This window comes from Paraburkholderia terricola, assembly GCF_003330825.1.
Taxonomy (GTDB): domain Bacteria; phylum Pseudomonadota; class Gammaproteobacteria; order Burkholderiales; family Burkholderiaceae; genus Paraburkholderia; species Paraburkholderia terricola.
Window position 1 is genome coordinate 1407134 of record NZ_CP024942.1, and the last position, 17678, is coordinate 1424811.

Annotated in this window: 13 protein-coding genes and 1 riboswitch; of the genes, 8 read left to right on the top strand and 5 right to left on the bottom strand. The window is 64.9% G+C overall.

Going from position 1 to position 17678, the window contains the following annotated elements:
• Positions 1-308 precede the first annotated feature (308 nt).
• Both CUJ90_RS24860 and CUJ90_RS24865 read left to right on the top strand, forming a co-directional pair.
• Entirely contained in the window at positions 309-2579 is a 2271-nt protein-coding gene (locus CUJ90_RS24860; protein ID WP_114164131.1) for a xanthine dehydrogenase family protein molybdopterin-binding subunit, read from the top strand.
• A 37-nt stretch (positions 2580-2616) separates the two neighbouring features.
• Complete coding sequence (locus CUJ90_RS24865) at positions 2617-3075, top strand: (2Fe-2S)-binding protein (RefSeq protein WP_073432033.1); 459 nt, start codon at positions 2617-2619, stop codon at positions 3073-3075.
• Positions 3076-3362: 287 nt separating this feature from the next.
• On the opposite strand, the gene CUJ90_RS24870 is transcribed toward CUJ90_RS24865, so the two are convergent.
• Together CUJ90_RS24870 and CUJ90_RS24875 are read right to left on the bottom strand one after the other, a co-directional pair.
• A complete protein-coding gene (locus tag CUJ90_RS24870; protein ID WP_073432034.1) occupies positions 3363-5021 on the bottom strand; it encodes an ATP-binding protein in 1659 nt (552 codons plus the stop codon).
• A gap of 4 nt (positions 5022-5025) precedes the next feature.
• Positions 5026-6543, bottom strand: coding sequence for an ATPase domain-containing protein (locus tag CUJ90_RS24875; protein WP_114164693.1), 1518 nt, complete (start codon positions 6541-6543; stop codon positions 5026-5028).
• Positions 6544-6698: 155 nt separating this feature from the next.
• Between CUJ90_RS24875 and CUJ90_RS24880 the strand changes: the two genes are divergently transcribed.
• Positions 6699-7139 (top strand): hypothetical protein, encoded by a 441-nt coding sequence (locus CUJ90_RS24880; protein ID WP_083081664.1) that lies wholly within the window; start codon positions 6699-6701, stop codon positions 7137-7139.
• 61 nt (positions 7140-7200) lie between these two features.
• Here the strand turns inward: CUJ90_RS24880 and CUJ90_RS24885 are convergent, their stop codons facing one another.
• Positions 7201-7812: a histidine phosphatase family protein gene (locus CUJ90_RS24885; RefSeq protein ID WP_073432036.1), complete on the bottom strand. Its 612-nt coding sequence runs from the start codon at positions 7810-7812 to the stop codon at positions 7201-7203.
• 76 nt (positions 7813-7888) lie between these two features.
• Positions 7889-8027, top strand: a riboswitch (adenosylcobalamin (AdoCbl) riboswitch).
• A gap of 19 nt (positions 8028-8046) precedes the next feature.
• Here CUJ90_RS24885 and CUJ90_RS24890 point away from each other — a divergent pair.
• Together CUJ90_RS24890 and CUJ90_RS24895 are read left to right on the top strand one after the other, a co-directional pair.
• A complete protein-coding gene (locus CUJ90_RS24890) occupies positions 8047-8268 on the top strand; it encodes a CbtB domain-containing protein (protein WP_073432049.1) in 222 nt (73 codons plus the stop codon).
• An 11-nt stretch (positions 8269-8279) separates the two neighbouring features.
• Positions 8280-9032, top strand: a complete 753-nt coding sequence (locus CUJ90_RS24895; protein ID WP_073432037.1) for a CbtA family protein — start codon at positions 8280-8282, stop codon at positions 9030-9032.
• A gap of 140 nt (positions 9033-9172) precedes the next feature.
• Here the strand turns inward: CUJ90_RS24895 and CUJ90_RS24900 are convergent, their stop codons facing one another.
• Together CUJ90_RS24900 and CUJ90_RS24905 are read right to left on the bottom strand one after the other, a co-directional pair.
• Positions 9173-11128 (bottom strand): FUSC family protein, encoded by a 1956-nt coding sequence (locus tag CUJ90_RS24900; protein ID WP_073432038.1) that lies wholly within the window; start codon positions 11126-11128, stop codon positions 9173-9175.
• 185 nt (positions 11129-11313) lie between these two features.
• On the bottom strand, positions 11314-12141 hold the full coding sequence (locus tag CUJ90_RS24905; RefSeq protein WP_176035746.1) for a 2OG-Fe(II) oxygenase: 828 nt from the start codon (positions 12139-12141) through the stop codon (positions 11314-11316).
• A gap of 387 nt (positions 12142-12528) precedes the next feature.
• Between CUJ90_RS24905 and amaB the strand changes: the two genes are divergently transcribed.
• The 3 genes from amaB (at position 12529) to CUJ90_RS24920 (ending at position 17658) form a co-directional block, all read left to right on the top strand.
• Entirely contained in the window at positions 12529-14028 is a 1500-nt protein-coding gene (gene amaB, locus CUJ90_RS24910) for an L-piperidine-6-carboxylate dehydrogenase (RefSeq protein ID WP_073432039.1), read from the top strand.
• A gap of 137 nt (positions 14029-14165) precedes the next feature.
• Complete coding sequence (locus tag CUJ90_RS24915; RefSeq protein WP_073432040.1) at positions 14166-15338, top strand: NAD(P)/FAD-dependent oxidoreductase; 1173 nt, start codon at positions 14166-14168, stop codon at positions 15336-15338.
• Positions 15339-15858: 520 nt separating this feature from the next.
• A complete protein-coding gene (locus tag CUJ90_RS24920) occupies positions 15859-17658 on the top strand; it encodes a DUF2138 domain-containing protein (RefSeq protein WP_114164132.1) in 1800 nt (599 codons plus the stop codon).
• The last annotated feature ends 20 nt before the right edge of the window (positions 17659-17678 follow it).

Consider the following 17678-nt stretch of genomic DNA (forward strand, 5'->3'; position numbering starts at 1 on the left):
ACGACGTCGTACGAGGTTTCATGTAAACGATCCACCTGCCATTCCGCAAAATCGGCCTCACTTCACTGCCCTGACTGCTCACCCCCGCTGCACTGCAGCGTGCCGCCGCCCCGCGAATAACATTTAATGAACTGACAGACGGGCTTGAGCGCAGCGCCCACGCACCCACCATCGCGCTCGCTGCAGAACGCGCCTTTCAGTCCACCACCCACTTTCCCGTCTTATTGCTGTCCAGAAGAACAAACCCCGAGGCGCCCGCCAGCGCCTTTCGCCGCTTCCCAGCCACCGCCAGGCCGATCGACCATGTCATGTTAAAGCGCAGAACCTTCCTGCTCGGCGGCGCCGGCGCTGTCGGCGCGTTGCTGGTCGGCTGGTCGGTGCTGCCGCCGGGCCAGCGTCTGACCACCGCCGCGCCGCTGCGCATACAAGGCTCGCAGGTGGCGCTCAACGGCTGGGTCAAGATCGCCGCCGACAACAGCGTGACGATCATGATGTGCAAGGCGGAAATGGGGCAGGGCATCCACACCGGCCTCGCGATGCTGCTGGCCGAGGAACTGGATGCCGACTGGTCGCAGGTGCGGGTCGAGGACTCGCCGATCGACAAGATCTACAACAGCCTGCAAACCGTCGTCGACGACTTGCCGTTCCGTCCCGACGACGACAGCGCCGTGAAGCGCGCCACGGTCTGGATCACCCGCAAACTGGTGCGCGAGGCCGGCACGATGATGACGGGCGGTTCATCGAGCATCAACGATCTATGGCTGCCGATGCGCGAAGCGGGCGCGTCGGCGCGCGCGATGCTGATCGGCGCGGCCGCCGCGCAATGGAAAGTGCCGCCCGGCGAATGCCGTACGGAAAGCGGTCAGGTGCTGCACCCGTCGGGGCGTAAGGCGAGTTTTGGCGAATTGTCCGCGCTGGCCGCGCAGCAGCCGCTGCCGCGCAAGATTGCGCTGAAGGACCCGGGCGAATTCAAACTCATCGGCAAACCGGTGCGCCGCGTCGAAGCCGCGCCGAAAATCAACGGCACGGCGCGCTTCGGTATCGACGCATTGCCGGACGGCCTGTTGTACGCCAGCGTCACGATGTGTCCCACGCTCGGCGGCAGGGTGGCGAATTTCGACGCCACGTCCGCCGCGAACATGCCGGGCTTCATCAAGGCGTTCGCGGTCGCGCCGTACAACGGCGGCAGCGGCGCGGTCGCGGTGATCGCCGACAACCCGTTCCGCGCAATGAACGCGGTCAAAGCGATCAAGGTGGATTGGCATGAGGGCGCGGCGTCCAAGGTGTCGAGCGCGAGCGTGAACAGCCGGCTCGCGCAAGCATTGGACGACAGCGACGGCCACGCCTACTACCATCGCGGCGACGTGGATGCCGCCTTGCACGGCGCGGCGCGAACCCTCACCGCCGAGTATCGCGCGCCGTATCTCGCGCATGGCGCGGTCGAACCGGTCAATTGCACGGTGCAGGTCACGGACGGCGCGGCCACCGTCTGGGTCTCCACGCAAGTGCCCGCGCTCGCGCGCCAGCACGTCGCCAAGGTGCTGGACCTCGACGCCGATAAGGTCGACATGCACACGCTGCTGCTCGGCGGCGCGTTCGGCCGGCGGCTGGAACTCGACTTCGTCGCGCAGGCCGCGGCGATCGCGCGCGAGGGCGGCGGCCGTCCCGTGCAAACGCTCTGGTCGCGGGCGCAGGACTTCACGCACGATTTCTATCGTCCGGCGTGCGTGTCGCGGCTCAAAGCCGGTCTCGACAAGGACGGCAAACTGGTCGCCTGGCAGAGCACGTCGGCGAGTCAGGCGATCGTGCCGGAATCGCTCGCGCGCTACTACGCCGTGCCGCGCATTCCCATCGACAAAACCACCAGCGAAGGCGCGTTCGACCAGCCCTACGAATGGCCGGCCGCGCGCGTGGCGCACAAGATCGTCGAGCTGCCGGTGCCGGTCGGGTTCTGGCGCTCGGTCGGCCATTCGCATCAGGCTTTCTTCACCGAAAGTTTCACCGACGAACTCGCCGCCGCCACGGGCCAGGATCCGATTGCGTTTCGCGCCGCGCTGCTCGCGCGGCATCCGCGGCATCTTGCGGTGCTAAAGCGCGTCGCGGCGTTGTCGGAGTGGGGGCATCCGTTGACGCATGCCGCTGACGGCGCGCCTCGCGCGCGCGGCGTCGCGTTGCATGAGGCGTTCGGCAGCGTGGTCGCGCAGGTGGCGGAGGTGTCGCTCGGGCCGAACCAGCAGATTCGCGTGCATCGGGTGGTCTGCGTGATCGATTGCGGCTTGCCGGTCAATCCGAACCTGATCCGTCAGCAGATGGAGAGCGGCATCGTGTTCGGCCTGTCGAGCGCGTTGCAGAACGAGATCACCATCGAGGAAGGCAAGGTGAAGCAGGAGAACTTCGTGGATTTCCCGGTCGTGCGGATGAACGATTGCCCGGTGATCGAAACCGACATCATGCCGAGCCAACTACATCCGCAAGGCGTCGGCGAACCGGGCGTGCCGCCCATCGCGCCGGCGGTGGCCAACGCGGTGTTCGCTCTGACCGGCAAGCGCTTGCGCGCGTTGCCGCTCAAGCTCGCGTGAGATTCGCGTGAAGCCCATCGGACTCAGGGGGAAAAGCATGACATCGCTGAACATCAACGGCCGCGCGGTGGCGGTGCACGCGGAGCCGGACATGCCGTTGCTGTGGGTGCTGCGTTGCGAACTCGGGTTGACGGGCACGAAGTTCGGTTGCGGCGTGGGTATTTGCGGCGCGTGCACGGTTCACCTGGACGGCAAGGCGTCGCTCTCGTGTCAGACGCTCATGGCAGGTTTGCAGACGCAGAAGATCACGACGATTGAAGGCGTGCAGGGCAAGGAAGCGCAAGCGCTAAAGGCGGCGTGGATCGATCTCGACGTGGTGCAGTGCGGCTATTGCCAGAGCGCGCAATTGATGGCGGCCTGCGCGTTGCTCAAGCAGAAACCCAATCCCACCGATGCGGACATCGACGCGGCCATGTCCAACATCGTGTGCCGTTGCGGCACATATCCGCGGGTGCGGGCGGCGATTCACCAGGCGGCGAAGCGCCGGCCCGCTTGAGGCCACGCGGGCTCAGTTCGTCAGCATTTCCACCACGGCGACCACCACCGTGAAAATGCCGATGCATCCGCCCAATGTAGCCGCGCCCTGCATGAAGTTGGACATACGTGACCCCGTAACGTGTAGTTGAGGCACGTATTTAACCGTAAGTGAAAGGCAAAAGAAAGCTTGTCAAAAATAAATCGTAAGCTTCCAGGAGCGCGCTGGTCGCTGCGGTCGGAACGGCTTTGGCGAGCGCCGAGCGCCGAGGGCTTGGCCGCGGAGCGCAGCGTGATCGCGTGGATCGCTCAGGCCGCGAGCCCGAGCCGCACGGTCCGCGCCAGGTCGTCGAGTTGGAAGGGCTTGCGCAGGATCGTGCAGCGCTTCACGGCCAGGCCGGAGATATCCACGTCCGCATAGCCGGTTGCGAGGATCACCGGCAGATCCTCGTGCATCTTGCGCGCCGCGGCGATCACGTCGATGCCGTTCATGCCCGGCATCGCGAAGTCGACCATCAGCAAGTCGGGCTTGTCGTCCTGCAAGCGGTTCAGGCCGGCGGGTCCGTCCGCGGCTTCGGTCACGGTATAGCCGAGCATTCGCAGCGACTCGACCAGCATCGCGCGGACCTCGCCGTCGTCCTCGACCACCAGCACGCGTTTTTCGCCGACAGCGTTCGCTTCCGCATCGGCTACCGCTTCGGCCCGCGAGTCCACGCGTTCGCGCAGCGGCAGCCACACTTCCACGGTCGTGCCGACGCCTTCCTCGCTGAAGAGACGCGCGGTGCCGCCGGCCTGTCTCGCGATGCCGTAGACCTGGCTCAAGCCGAGTCCGGTGCCCTTGCCGATCGGCTTGGTGGTGAAGAACGGATCGAACACGCGCGAGACGACGTCGGCGGGAATGCCCAAACCGGTATCGACCACTTCGACCACCACATAACGGCCTTCCCCGAGTGTCGGATCGGGCGCCGCGCGTTCCTTCACGCGAATGCTGAGCTGGCCGCCGCCCGGCATCGCATCGCGCGCGTTGATCGCGAGATTGAGGATCGCCAGTTCGAGCTGATTCGCGTCGGCCTGGGTCCACATCTCGTCGCCGTGGAACTCGGTGGCGTAGTGGATGCCGGAACCGAGCGAGACGGTAATGATGTCGCGCATGCCTTGCAGCAAGGCCACCACGTCCACCGCTTTCAGATCGAGGTTGCTGTTGCGCGAGAAGGCCAGCAACTGGCCCGTCAGCTTCGCGCCGCGTTCGGTCGCGCGCCTGACGGTGGCGGCCATCGCGCGAATGCGCTCGTCGTTGGCGACCCGCCCGATCAACTCCGCGTTGACCATGATGACGTTCAGCAGATTATTGAAGTCGTGCGCGATGCCGCCGGTGAGTTGCCCGAGCGCTTCCATCTTCTGCGATTGGACCAGCACCGCCTGCACCTTGGCACGCTCGTGTATCTCCGTCATCAGCCGGTTGTTGGCGGAGGCGAGCTCGTGGGTGCGCTCGGCGATGCGGCCTTCCAGCGAATCGTTCAGATGCACCAGCGCCTCTTGCGCTTCCATGCGTTCGGCCAGATGCCGGCGCGACTCGTATTGCCGTGCGCGCGCCCGCAGCGAGGACGCGACCGCGCGCCGCAGCGTTTCCGAATTCAGCGGACGTTCGAGCACCACCACGTTGCCGAGCCGCTCGAGCACTTCGAGTCCGCGAGCGGAGCGATGCCCGACGCGATTCGCGGCGAGCAGGATGAAGGGCAAGTCGGACCATGCCGGCTGCCGTGCGAGCCAACCGAACAGATGCGAGGCGTGGCCGTCCGCGAGTGCTTCCTCGGCAATCAACGCGCTGCCCGCGCCGGCGTCCAGCGCTTCGGTCAGCGCGTCGGCATCGCGGCAGACGACGCAGGCGCGCTCGTCTTTATGCAGGACTTCGGCGATCACCTCGGCGTCGCGGCCGAACGGCGCCAGGATGAGAACGCGCTGCTCCATGACCTCACTGCCCGGACGTGTCGATGAGGTGATCCCGCGCGCCGAGCAGGGCCGTGGTGCCACGGTATGCCGGCAGGCCGGAGAGCACGCCCTCGAAGTCGCGCAGCGCCTCGCCGACTTCCACGCCGCCGTGCGCGAGCCGGAACTGGCGGATCGAGCGCTGGTGTTCGTTGGCGCGGCTCTTGACGGCGGTGACGGCCGTCAACACTTCGCCGTGATGCTCGAAGTAGCGGAACAGCACGACCACGTCGCTGAGATAGCTGATGTCGATATCGCTCTGAATTTCGCCGATGATGCCGTGCTGGCCCAGCACCAGCATCGTGATGATGCCCTGCTGGTTCAGGTAGCCGAGCAGCTCATGCATTTGCAGCAGCAGGTAGCGCTCGCCGGGCATCGCCTGGAGATAGGCGTTCAGGCTGTCGATCGCGACATACCGGGCGCCCTTGTTTTCGACCGACTGGCGCACGTCGGTCGCGAATTCGCCGGGCGAGATTTCCGCCGGATCGATCTGGCGCAGCGTGAGCAGGCCGCTTTCGACGTGCGGCGCCAGATCCATGCCGAGCGCCGCGCAGCGGATCATCAGCGTGGTGAGCGTTTCGTCGAATACGTAGTAGACGCAGCGCTGGCCGCGTTCGAGCGCCCTCAGCAGGCACGACACGACGGTGGTGGTCTTGCCCACGCCGGACGGTCCGATCATCAGCGCATTGGTGCCGGGGATCAGGCCGCCGCCCAGCAGCGCGTCGAGGCCCGGCGTGCCCGTGCTGAGCGGGTTCGGGTCGAATTCCGCGTGATGTTCCGCGGCGACGAGGCGCGGATACACACGAATGCCGCCGGTGTCGAGCGTGAAGTCGTGATACCCCTCGCGGAACTTGATGCCGCGCATCTTGGCGATGCGCAGCCGCCGCCGGTTGCCGCCGTAGTCGTGCACGATGTTGTCGAGGCTGATCACGCCGTGCGCGATGCTGTGCAACTGCACGTCGCCGGTGTCGGAGGTGTTGTCGTCGAGCAGCAGCACCGTGCATTCGCGGGTCGCGAAAAAGCGCTTGAGCGCGAGAATCTGCCGCCGGTAGCGCAGCGGGTTCTGCGACAGCAGACGCAGTTCCGAGAGACTGTCGAGCACGATGCGCGTGGGCTTGACATCATTGACCTGTTGAATGACGTTGTGCACGGTCTCGCCGAGTTCGACTTCGGCCGGGTGCAGCACGGATTGCTCGTATTGCGGGTCGAGGCCCTCGTCGGAGAGCAATTCGAGAATCGAGAAGCGGCTGAGATCCCAGCCGTGGCTGTCCGCGACCGAGATCAGTTCGGAGCGGGTCTCGGAGAGCGTGATGTAGAGGCCGGCTTGCCCTTCGTCGACACCCTTGAGTAAAAACTGCAAGGCTAGGGTAGTTTTACCTGTGCCGGGCGCGCCCTCGATGAGATACATGCGGCGGGGCGTGAAGCCGCCGCCCAGGATGTTGTCGACCCCTTCGATCCCTGATGAAAGGCGGGCCGGCGTGTCGGTGACAGGTTTCGTTGACATGGCTTGGCGATTCACGTCGATTGAGTGGCGGCATTTGGTGGGCCGGTACGGCGGGCGCGCAAGATGCGTGCCCAACCGTCGCGTGCCTCGGTCCGAGCGCCACGGGTACGGACAGTGCTGTCAGCCTGTCGACCGCTTTCAGGGATCGCGCCGATATGAACCCCGCCCGCTTCCTCGCCGCCACGTTTGCAGCCGCGTCGCTAGGCGCCGTGCTGCCCGGCAGCGCGAATGCCGACGATGCGCCCAGTCCGTGCGCATCGCTCAAACGCATCGTGGCGGCTGCGCCAGGCGGCCTGGCCTCGTTGACGCCCGACGACGGCAAGGGCGTCGCGCAACCTTACGGCGACGATGCGCAATGCTCGGCGAGCGGGGGCAGCTACCAATGCACGTGGACGCCGCATCATGACGCCGGGTCGAGCGCGGACGCGCTGCAGGCCGTCGCGGCGGATATCGCGTCGTGTCTGCCCGAAGCGACCCACGATCAGAATTCGCCGGGACGTCAGCACTTTTATTTAGGCGCGCCGGGTAAGCGGACCGAAATCACGCTGGCGCCGGCGGGTTCAGCGAGGCTGCGCCTGGTGGTGTCGGGTCAATGAGCGGCAAGCGGGCCGATATGCGTGGATTTCAAATCCGACGGCGGGCGTCGCGCTGGTGTTGTCAGTGCGACGCGGGCCACCATGTCCAGCCGCGCGATGAACGCCGTAATTCGACCGCCGACAGCGGGGCGATTTCGATGCGTGGAAATACGGCGGGCGATGCTCCGAGTGCGTGAACGAGCGCCGCGCGAATCACCGGCGCGTGCGTAATGGCGACCACGTTGCGCGGGTTTTGACGCGGGGCGCTTGTTGTACCGGTCGTTCCTTCGCTGATCGCGCCGTCCAGCGCATCGAGCCATTCTCCCAGGCGCTTCACGAGTTGACTGAACGACTCGCCGCCGTGCGCCGCGAAGTCGGGATCGCGCAGCCAGGCAGCGAGGTGCTGCGGCGCTTCATTCGCGAGATCGGCGAGGCGGCGTCCCTGCCAATCGCCGTAGTCGATCTCCGCCAACGCTGTGTGGACCGTCGCGGCGAGGCCCAACGCCAGCGCTGTATCGCGCGCGCAAACTGCGGGGCTGACGAAGACCGCGGCGGCGTCGGCAATCGCCAGGCGCTGGCGTGCGGCCTGGGCTTCGGCGAGGCCGCGAGCGTCGAGCGGATCGTCGGCGGGAAAGCGGCCCGCGCGCATGGCGGGGGTCGATGCGTGGCTGACCAGTAACAGCCTTGTGTCCATTCGATGACTTCCATAGAGGCACGCCAAGGCAGAACGCCCGCATGGACGCGTTGCGCTACCGAGTGCCGGAGTTTAGCGCGTAGAATAGCGGCACTGCGAAGTGCGGAAGCCGGTGAGAGCCCGGCGCGGTCGCGCCACTGTAATCGGCATCACGAGCCGAAAGCCAGACCTGAGCTTCGCAGCCTTCCTTTGCAATCGACTATCGGGGCGCGCTACCCCCAGGAGATGTCCATCATGACCGAAGCTGTTTTCGATCCCGCCAACCCGCCCGCCGCTCAACCCACGCCGATTCCGCTGCGCGAGTTGTTGCCTTGGGTCGTGTTCGGCGGCTTGCTGCTGTTGCTCGCGCTTTACTTCGTTGGAGCGGAACAGGGCGCCACGTCGCTGGTGCCCGGCATGTACGTGCATGAGTTCGTGCACGACGGTCGCCATCTGCTCGGCTTTCCCTGCCACTAACGGAGTTCGACATGGTTGGTAAGTTGTTATTGCGCGGGATGCTCGCAGGCATCGCCGCGGGACTGCTCACGTTCGGCTTCGCCCGGCTCGCGGGCGAGCCGCAGGTCGATCAGGCGATTTCCTTCGAGGAAAAGGCCGCGGCGGCGGCCGAGGGCGGCGAGGCGCATGAACACGAAGACCTCGTTAGCCGCGATACGCAGGCGGGCCTGGGGCTGTTGACCGGCGTGGTCACGTATGGCGCGGCGTTCGGCGGATTGTTCGCGCTCGTATTCGCCTACGCCTATGGACGGGTGGGCGCATTGAGCGCGCGTGCGTTGTCGGCATGGCTTGCGCTCGGCGCGTTCATCGCGCTGGTGATCGTCCCGAACATCAAGTACCCGGCGAATCCGCCGGCGGTGGGCGACCCCGACACGATCGGAACGCGCACCGGCTTGTTCTTCCTGATGATCGCGATCTCGCTGACCGCGATGGTGTTTTCGCTGAAGGTGCGGCGTCGCGCGGTAATGAAACTGGGCGCGTGGAATGGCTCGATCGTGGGCGGCGTGGTGTTCGTCGCGATCATCGCTGCCGTGCAATTGTCGATGCCGACAATCAACGAAGTGCCGGCGGCTTTCCCGGCCGTGCTGCTGTGGAAGTTCCGCGTCGCGGCGATCGGCATGCAGGTGATCATGTGGACGACGATCGGACTGCTGTTCGGCGCGCTGGTGGAGCACAGCGGATTGACGCGGATAGGCGCGGGGCGGGCGGCGGTGAAGTCCGTTTGATGGTTTTCTGTTGATGAAGAGTGTGGGCTCCGTCGACTGCGCCGGTTGACGTATGCCTGCTGGCTGTAGCCCGCCTCGTGCGGGCTTTTTATTGCCTGTGTGGGCCAACTGGTTACCACCGTCCTCGCGGCTTCGCTGAACTAGTCGCCAGGGCTTCGAGGGCTGTTCGACGCCACAGCGTACGCCCTGCGCGCTCCAACCCTTAACACCCAATCGAACACCCCGCGCCTTTCCCCGACCGGCTGGGTCAGCCGCTCAAACAATTGCGCAACGGCGCCGTCGAGTTGCGCAAGCACTGGCGCCTGAGCCGCCGCCTCCAAATCGAAAACCGGCAACACCGGCACACGCTCATCCAACCCGCCATCCACAGAACCAGTAGCCGCACCGCTATAACGCGCGATCAACGAATCAAGCCGCGCCACGATCGATTCCACATGCGCCGCGCGCACATTCGCGGCATTGAGCGCCACTTCACCCGACACCCCGTGCCGAGCAGAATCACTCAACACCCGCGCCCAGTGCAAACAGCACAGCAGCGATCCGGTGGCCAACTCGACACCAGAATTCCACGCCACCACGCGCTGCATTTGCAGCGGCTTCAGCGCGATTCGCAACTCATGCCAACCGCGGTCGAGCTTGCGCATGGCGACAGCGGCATCCGCCGCCAGCGCAGCGGACCCGCCCAGCCGCACGACCTCGCGCAACGCACCCAGCACAGCCGCAAGCCTCATCTCCACATGACGGCTCGCCGCGAGCGGCATCATCAGGACCGCCACCGCGAACGACACGAGACAACCCACCAGCACTTCCTCGATCCGCAATTCGACCAACGGCCCCATCGCGAAGCCCAACTCGCCATACACCAGTCCGACGAGCACGGTAATGAAGAACACGCCCGGCACATACGCGCTCAGGATGTAATAAGCCCAGCCGAACACGCAGAGCACCATGGCGGCCACAAGCAGCATCGGCGAATCGTGCAGCGGCGCGACGAGCAACACGCTGGCGAGCGCGCCGGCCAGCGTTCCCGCCAGCCGCTGCGCACCGCGATAAATCGTGTCCGCGCGTGAGCGTGTGCCGAGAAATACCACGAACGTCGTGATGACCGCCCAGAACCAGCGCTCGGGAGACAGCGACTGGCCGATCAGCATCGCGAGAAACGCGGCTGTCGTGGCGCGGGTGGCGGGCAACCAGCAGAGCCTGGCGCGCAGGTCCGCGAATCGTTGCACTGCTGAAGCCGGAGCGTCGCCGGACGCAGGCTCAAAGCGCCGCCGCTCTCGACAGTGCGCGATCTCCTCGAGCCGTTCGATCGCTTGACGCAGCACGTCCGCATTCGCTTGCCCGCGGCCATACGCAGACGCCGACACCAACGCATGCTGTCCCGCCGCGACTTCCACTTCGACGATGCGCTCGCGAATCGTGTCGGCGTCGGGTGGGTTCAGCAACGCCAGTTGCTCTTCGAGCGCGAGCGCGGCTTCGTTCAACACCGAGAGTCGTGCCGCATCCGGCGCATGCAGCACGCGCGACGCGCGCAGCGTCACCGCATGAATCGCAAGCCGGAAACTGGCGGCGGGTCGCGTCGGCACGATCGCGCGGCCGACCAGCGCGACCATCAACGGGCCGAAAGCGGAGAGCAACAGCGATTGCACGAGGTGCAGCCGCGAAGGGTGCAGATACAACCCAAGATAAAAGCACACCACGCCGAGCAGCGCGCAACCGAGCGCACGCGGACCACAGGCCTGGCAGAGCATGCCGGCGAACATCACGACGAGAAAGCCGGCATCTCCGGCGAGCGGATAAGGACTCAGCACGCTCGCCGCGGCGAAGCACACGCAGGCGCACAAATACAGAGAGAAGAGCGAGCCGAACCATGCGGACCGCCTTGCATCGCGCACGAACAGCGGCGCGACCATCGCGAACAGGACGCCGGGCGCGGCAAGGGTGATCGGTTGATGATGGAAGACCGTCCACGCGATGCTGGCCATGCCGGTGAGCAGGCAGGCGAGCGCGACACGCAGCGCGGTATGGAGACGCACGAGTCCCGGGTCCGCGGCGAGCAGGCGGTCGGCGACGCGCGAAAACGCGGCAGCAATCATGATCGATGATATCCAGGCTAAATGGTCGCGACCGGCTTGTGGCCGATTGCGACAGACCGGACGCGCGGCTGAAGGTGGCGCTGCGCGTCCGGTGGATTCGGGTTTTCCCGGATGATATCTAGCCAAAATTGCAGGAGTCGGGTTTTCGCGGCGGCGGCGGCGCAGCGGCGCTGCGCGCGCCCGCATCACGTCGCGTCGTGAAAAATCACGCCGAGCGTGTGCCGCTGTCCCGACCGCAAACGGCTCACGCCATGCCGCAAGTTCACGCGGTACGGTCCACGCGTGCCTTGCACCGGCCGATGATGCACCGCGAACACGACGGCGTCGCCCTTGCCGAGCGGCACGACTTCCGTGCGCGACTGCATCCGCGGACGCTGCTCGGTCATCACGAACTCGCCGCCGGTGAAATCCTCCCCCGGCTCGGACAACAGAATCGCAACCTGAAGCGGAAACACGTGTTCGCCATAGAGGTCTTGATGCAGGCAGTTGTAGTCATCCGTGGCGTATTGCAGCATCAATGGAGTGGGGCGCGTCTGCCCGGCGGCATGGCATCGCTCGATGAATTCCGCATGCGCGGCCGGATAACGGACGTCGATTCCCATCGCCCCGTTCCAGCGATTCGCCACCGGCGCGAGACGCGGGTAAAGCTCGCTGCGCAACGCCGCGACGAGCGGCGGGAGCGGGTAAGCAAAGTACTTGTATTCGCCTCGGCCGAAACCATGCCGCGCCATCACCACGCGGCTGCGAAACAATGCATCGCGCGGATACAGCGCAGTCAGTGCATCGCATGCCTGCGCGGTGAGCAGATTGCGCAGCATCGCGCAGCCATACGCGTTCAGTTCTTCCTCGGCGTCGAACCAGTCGATCTGGTCGATGCGTTGCGCAAGCGAGCCAATAGAGGAATTTGCATCGGGCGCGGCGGCGCGTTCAGGTTTTGGCCGCATTGCCAACGCCGATTCCGCCGATTCCGCCGATTCCGCATCCGGGTGTCGATCCTTCGCAATTGTGCTCATGAGCCGTCTCCGTCAAGCGATCATCGAGTCATCATCAAGTGTAAGCAGGCGCCCCACGCCGCGCACTCCGACTCTTGCTGTCCAATTCCTCGCTCGTCTGCGTTCGGGCAAGCGCGCAGTCGCGTGCCGGATCATTGCGGCTGTCGGCAACTCGTATTTCCAATAAGAAACGAATAGGGGCAATGCGCGCCTGCCGTCGCAAGAGCATGCGCGGGCATCGGCGGCATTCGTGCGCCACGATGGATTCGGTCCGCTATTCAAGCCCAGCAAGCGCACGCGACGGTTCCCGCGCGTCACTTCCGGGCAAACGCCCTTGCCGCCATGAAAGCCCGCGTGTATAGTTTCCTAACTTACTCTTGTTTCGCATCGGAAATTAAAGGGATTCACATGAACGCTTCCACCATCCTCGCCGACCTCGGCATCGCCCACGCGGCGCAGGCCGGCGACATCGCGGTTCATTCGCCCATCACCGGCGAACTCATTGGCCGCGTGGCCAGCAACACGGTGGCGGAAGTCGATTCGGCCCTGGCCCAGGCGAAACAGGCGTACACCGCCTGGCGCGACGTCCCGGCGCCGCGCCGTGGCGAACTGGTGCGTTTGCTCGGCAACCGTCTGCGCGAAAAGAAGCAGGCGCTCGGCAGCATCATCACGCTTGAAACCGGCAAGATCCTCCAGGAAGGCATGGGCGAGGTGCAGGAGATGATCGACATCTGCGATTTCGCGGTCGGTCTGTCGCGTCAACTGTATGGCCTCACGATCGCGTCCGAGCGACCGGGCCATCGCATGGCCGAGACCTGGCACCCGATGGGCACCTGCGTCGTGATCTCGGCGTTCAATTTTCCTGCGGCCGTGTGGTCGTGGAATGCGGCGCTCGCGCTGGTGTGCGGCAACGCGGTGATCTGGAAGCCGTCGGAGAAAACGCCGTTGACCGCGCTCGCCGTCAATCAGATTCTCAACGAGGCGTTGCAGGAATTCGGCGACGCGCCGGCCGGCCTGACCGCGTTGATCAACGGCGGCCGCGAGGTGGGCGCGAAGCTGGTGGCCGATCCGCGCGCGTCGATCGTCAGCGCGACGGGCAGCACGGAAATGGGCCGCACGGTGGGCGTGGAAGTGGCGAAGCGCTTCGGCCGCTCGCTGCTCGAACTCGGCGGCAACAACGCGGGCATCGTCACGCAAACGGCGGATCACGAACTCGCGATGCGCGGCATTCTGTTTTCGGCGGTGGGCACGGCGGGGCAACGCTGCACGTCGCTGCGGCGTCTGTTCGTGCATGAGAGCGTGTACGACAAGACCATCGAGCGTCTGAAGCAGTTGTACAGCAAGGTGCCGATCGGCAATCCGCTCGAAAAGGGCACGCTGATGGGTCCGCTGATCGACAAGCAAGCGTATGCCCGCATGCAGGAAGCGTTGCAGCAGGCCACCGCTGAAGGCGGCAAGGTGTTCGGCGGTGAGCGCGTCGAGGTGAAGGGTCATGAAGGCGGTTACTACGTGCGGCCGGCCATCGTCGAAATGCCGTCGCAAACGCCGGTGGTTCTGAAGGAAACGTTCGCGCCGATTCTCTACGTGCTGCGCTATGCGGATTTCGCCGAGGCGGTCGAGGCGAACAATGCGGCGGTTCACGGTTTGTCGTCGTGCGTATTCACAACCGATCTGCGCGAAGCGGAGCGCTTCCTGTCCGACGCGGGCAGCGATTGCGGCATCGCGAACGTGAACATCGGGCCGAGCGGCGCGGAAATCGGCGGCGCGTTCGGCGGCGAGAAGGAAACCGGCGGCGGCCGCGAGTCGGGGTCGGACGCGTGGAAGGCGTACATGCGCCGCGCCACCAACACGGTCAACTACTCGTCGGCATTGCCGCTCGCGCAGGGCATCGACTTCAATATCGGCTAAGCCCGGCAGACCGGTAGCGCATTCAGTAAAAAGCACAAAGCAGCGGCGCATTCACGCGCCGCTGTCCGCATTTTTTCAGCAATCCGTTTGCGCCGCCCGCCGTTTCAAGAGCGGCCACGCTACTCGTGGGGTAAGACGTGAGTTCCAAGGTCGTGATCGTCGGCGGTGGGGTGATCGGCAGTTCGATTGCGTATTTTCTGCGGCTCGCCGATCCGACAGTCGGCGTCACCGTGATCGAACGCGATCCGACTTATGCGCGCTCGTCGTCGGCGCTATCGGCGGCGTCGATCCGTCAGCAATTCTCCACACCGCTTTCCATTCAGATGTCGCTGTTCGGTATCGAGTTTCTGCGCTCGATCGGCGAGCGGCTGTGCGTCGACGGCGTGAAACCGTCGATCGATCTGCACGAAGGCGGTTATCTCTTTCTCGCGACGTCCGTCGGCGAGACGACGCTGCGTGAGAATCACGCGCTGCAAACAAGTCTTGGCGCCGATATCAGCCTGCTCGACAGAAGCGCGTTGCAAGCGCGCTTTCCCTGGCTCAATACGGAAGACCTCGTCGCCGGTACATTCGGCGAAAGCGGGGAAGGCTGGTTCGACGGCTATGGTCTCGTGCAGGCGCTGCGCAAGAAAGCACGGGCGCTCGGCGCGCATTATGTCGCCGCCGACGTTACCGCGCTGCATCGCGACGGCAGGCGTGTCACGCAAGTGCAAACCGCGAACGGCGAGACCCATGCGTGCGACGTGGTCGTGAACGCGGCGGGCGCCTGGTCGCGCAAGGTCGCGCAAATGATCGGCATCGACCTTCCGGTCCACGCGCGGCGTCGCAGTATTTTCAATGTCACGTCGCCCGCGCGGCTCGAACGCTGCCCGTTGCTCATCGATCCGAGCGGCGTGTATTTCCGGCCCGAGGGCCAATCGTTCATTTGCGGCACATCACCTTCCGCGGACAACGACCCCGACGATCTGCCGCTCGACGAAGTCGATCACACACTGTTCGACGACGTGATCTGGCCGACGCTCGCGCACCGCGTGCCGCAATTCGAAGCGCTGCGCGTGCAGAACTGCTGGTCCGGCTATTACGAATACAACGTGCTGGATCAGAACGCGATCATTGGTTATCACCCCGACGTCGACAACTGCGTCTTTGCCAATGGCTTTAGCGGGCATGGTTTGCAACAAGGGCCGGCAACGGGCCGCGGCGTTAGCGAACTGATTCTGAACGGGCGTTATACGACGCTCGATCTCGGCTCGTTGAGCTTCGCTCGCGTGCTCGAGAACCGGCCGATCGTGGAGAAGAACGTGGTCTAGCGTGCGCCGCGGTGATGCGGATTAATGCAACACGTAGTGCATGGATATCGGCTGCGATTGAACGGCGGCCAACATGCTCCCGATCATTTGCGCGTTTGCGCGTTTGTATTGAACACAACGTGATGTTTGCGGCTAGCTTCCTGCAGAGCGGCCAGCGCGGTATTTGCCTCAAACCCTAAGAGCGTGCCTGAAAGAACCCGGCCAGCCAATGCGGCTCGGCCGGGTTCTTTTTTATGTCGATAGAAGAAACGTGATGATTTGGCATAAAGCCTCGATCTGGTAATGCCGCGGATAAACTCCGCGCTATTTAGATTCCCGTTTGACTCAAGCCCGCCTCTCCAAAATGAAAACCCGGTTTCTAATATTTTTAATCAGAGGCATGCCGGATCGTTAAATGCGGAGAGTCACTGGTATCAGGCCAGGCATATCGGTTATCATCGCTGCCATTCGAAGAATGCCCCGAGGGATTATTCGCCGAATGTCAACTTAATGCCGTCGCATCGAACCAGAAGAAAATCAGATGAAGATGTCGCGAAGAAACATTGCAATCCTGGTAGTCGGTCTTCTGGTCGTGGCCGGCGTCGTCATTCAGGCGGTGTGGCGGCCTTTCGCACATCGCAAAGCCGCCGAAAGCGGCGAAATCATTCTCGATATTCACCACCCGGACGCCGTGATCGACAGCGAAGCGCTCTCGCGCTTGCCGCGTGACATGTTGCGCGTGCCGCTGCTGCACGACCTGCTGACTCAGGACTTCGTCGACTATTACGAATCGGGCAATACGCGCCTTTCCGCGGAAGGCGCACTGCGGCGTCTCGCCTTCGAACATCAACTCGATTGGCGCGACGAGTTGATCCGCCGCGTGTTCGACGAACCCGCGCACGTGCTGCTGTGGCGCTCACCGGATGGCCGGCTCGGCTACTGGGCAATGTCGATGCGCCGCAACGGCCTAGCCAAACTGCTGCAAGGCTTGGGCAACGTCGCGGCGAGCGACGCGCAACTGAGCCAGGTCGGCAAGCTTTCCGGCGACGTGCCGGTGTACGCGTTGAAGCTGGCGGTGGGTCGCACGCTGTTGTTCGCGGCGAAAGGCGATCGCCTCGTGGTGCTATCCGCGCCCGGCGTGCTGCTCGACGCGAACGGCGGCTTGCTGAGCGAACGCGCTGACGCGGTTTCCGACATGCTCGCCTCGGGCCATGACGACGCGGCGCGCGCTTATCGCCTGGATGCAAGCCCGGATGCAGGCGGCGATGCGCCGAAGGGCCACCGTCTGGTGGTGTCGGCCAATTACCTCTCGTTCGGTTATCAGGCATTCTTCTCCGGTATCGACGCGCTGCGCTTCGATTTCTCGCCGAACGGCGGCGCCGCTGCGAACTGGCAGACCTCGGCGCTCATCGAGCCGGGCAAGCTGCCGCAGCAGTGGAACAGCGCCGACCTGTGGCGCGCGCTGCCGGCCAATCCGGCGGCGTGCACGAGCTTGCCGGCGGACTGGAAAGCGGCGTCCGCGCTGCTCGGCAAGGTGGCCGACGGCGGCACGGATAACGCCGCCGCGATCGGCGATCAACTGGCTGGCCCTGCGGCTGTCTGCTGGTATGCGAAGTCGACGCTGGTCGCGCCGGTGTTCGTCGCTCGCCTGAAGACGCAGGACGCGGCGCGCACCGCCGCGTTGAAGGCCGCGCTCGGCAAGACCTTCGGCGACGTGATCGGCGCGTATGAAGCGAAGGCCGCGAAAGCCGATGGCGATACCGCGAGCTATCGCCGCTTGCCGGTCACCACGCGCGATCAGGGCGCCGACGTGACCGTGTGGCAACGTCCGGTTAGCGCGCGCTCGGGAACCGCGTTGACGAGCAAGGCGGCATTCGCGTCGCAGCTTTCGGCGGAACGCTATTTTCCGGTCACGCTCGCGTTGGCGCATGGCTATCTGATCTTCTCGCCGGATGCGCGTCTCGTCGACGATACGCTCGCCGTGCTCGACAAGCGCTATCCGGCGCTCGCCGATACGCTCGCGCCGCAGCGTCTGCCGCGCACGATTCTGACGCTCACGCCTTCGTCGGCGGCCGCGTTGATCGAACGCGAAGCGGGCGCGGCGTTGCCGGCCGATCAGGAGGCGGTGTTCCGCAACGCGTCGCGCACCCATCTCGCGCCGAAGCTGCACGCTTTTGCGCGCTATCCCGCGGTGTCGTTGACGCTGCCGCAGAACTTGCCGGGCTCGACCGGCTGGGTGCCGGTGGAGTGGTGGTTCGATCGCGCGAAGGCCGGTGCGGGTTCGGATGCGGCGGGCGTTGTGGAGACGCCAGCCGATCAGCCTGGCACCGAGGGCGATTAAGTGCGTCGCTTTCGTTTCCC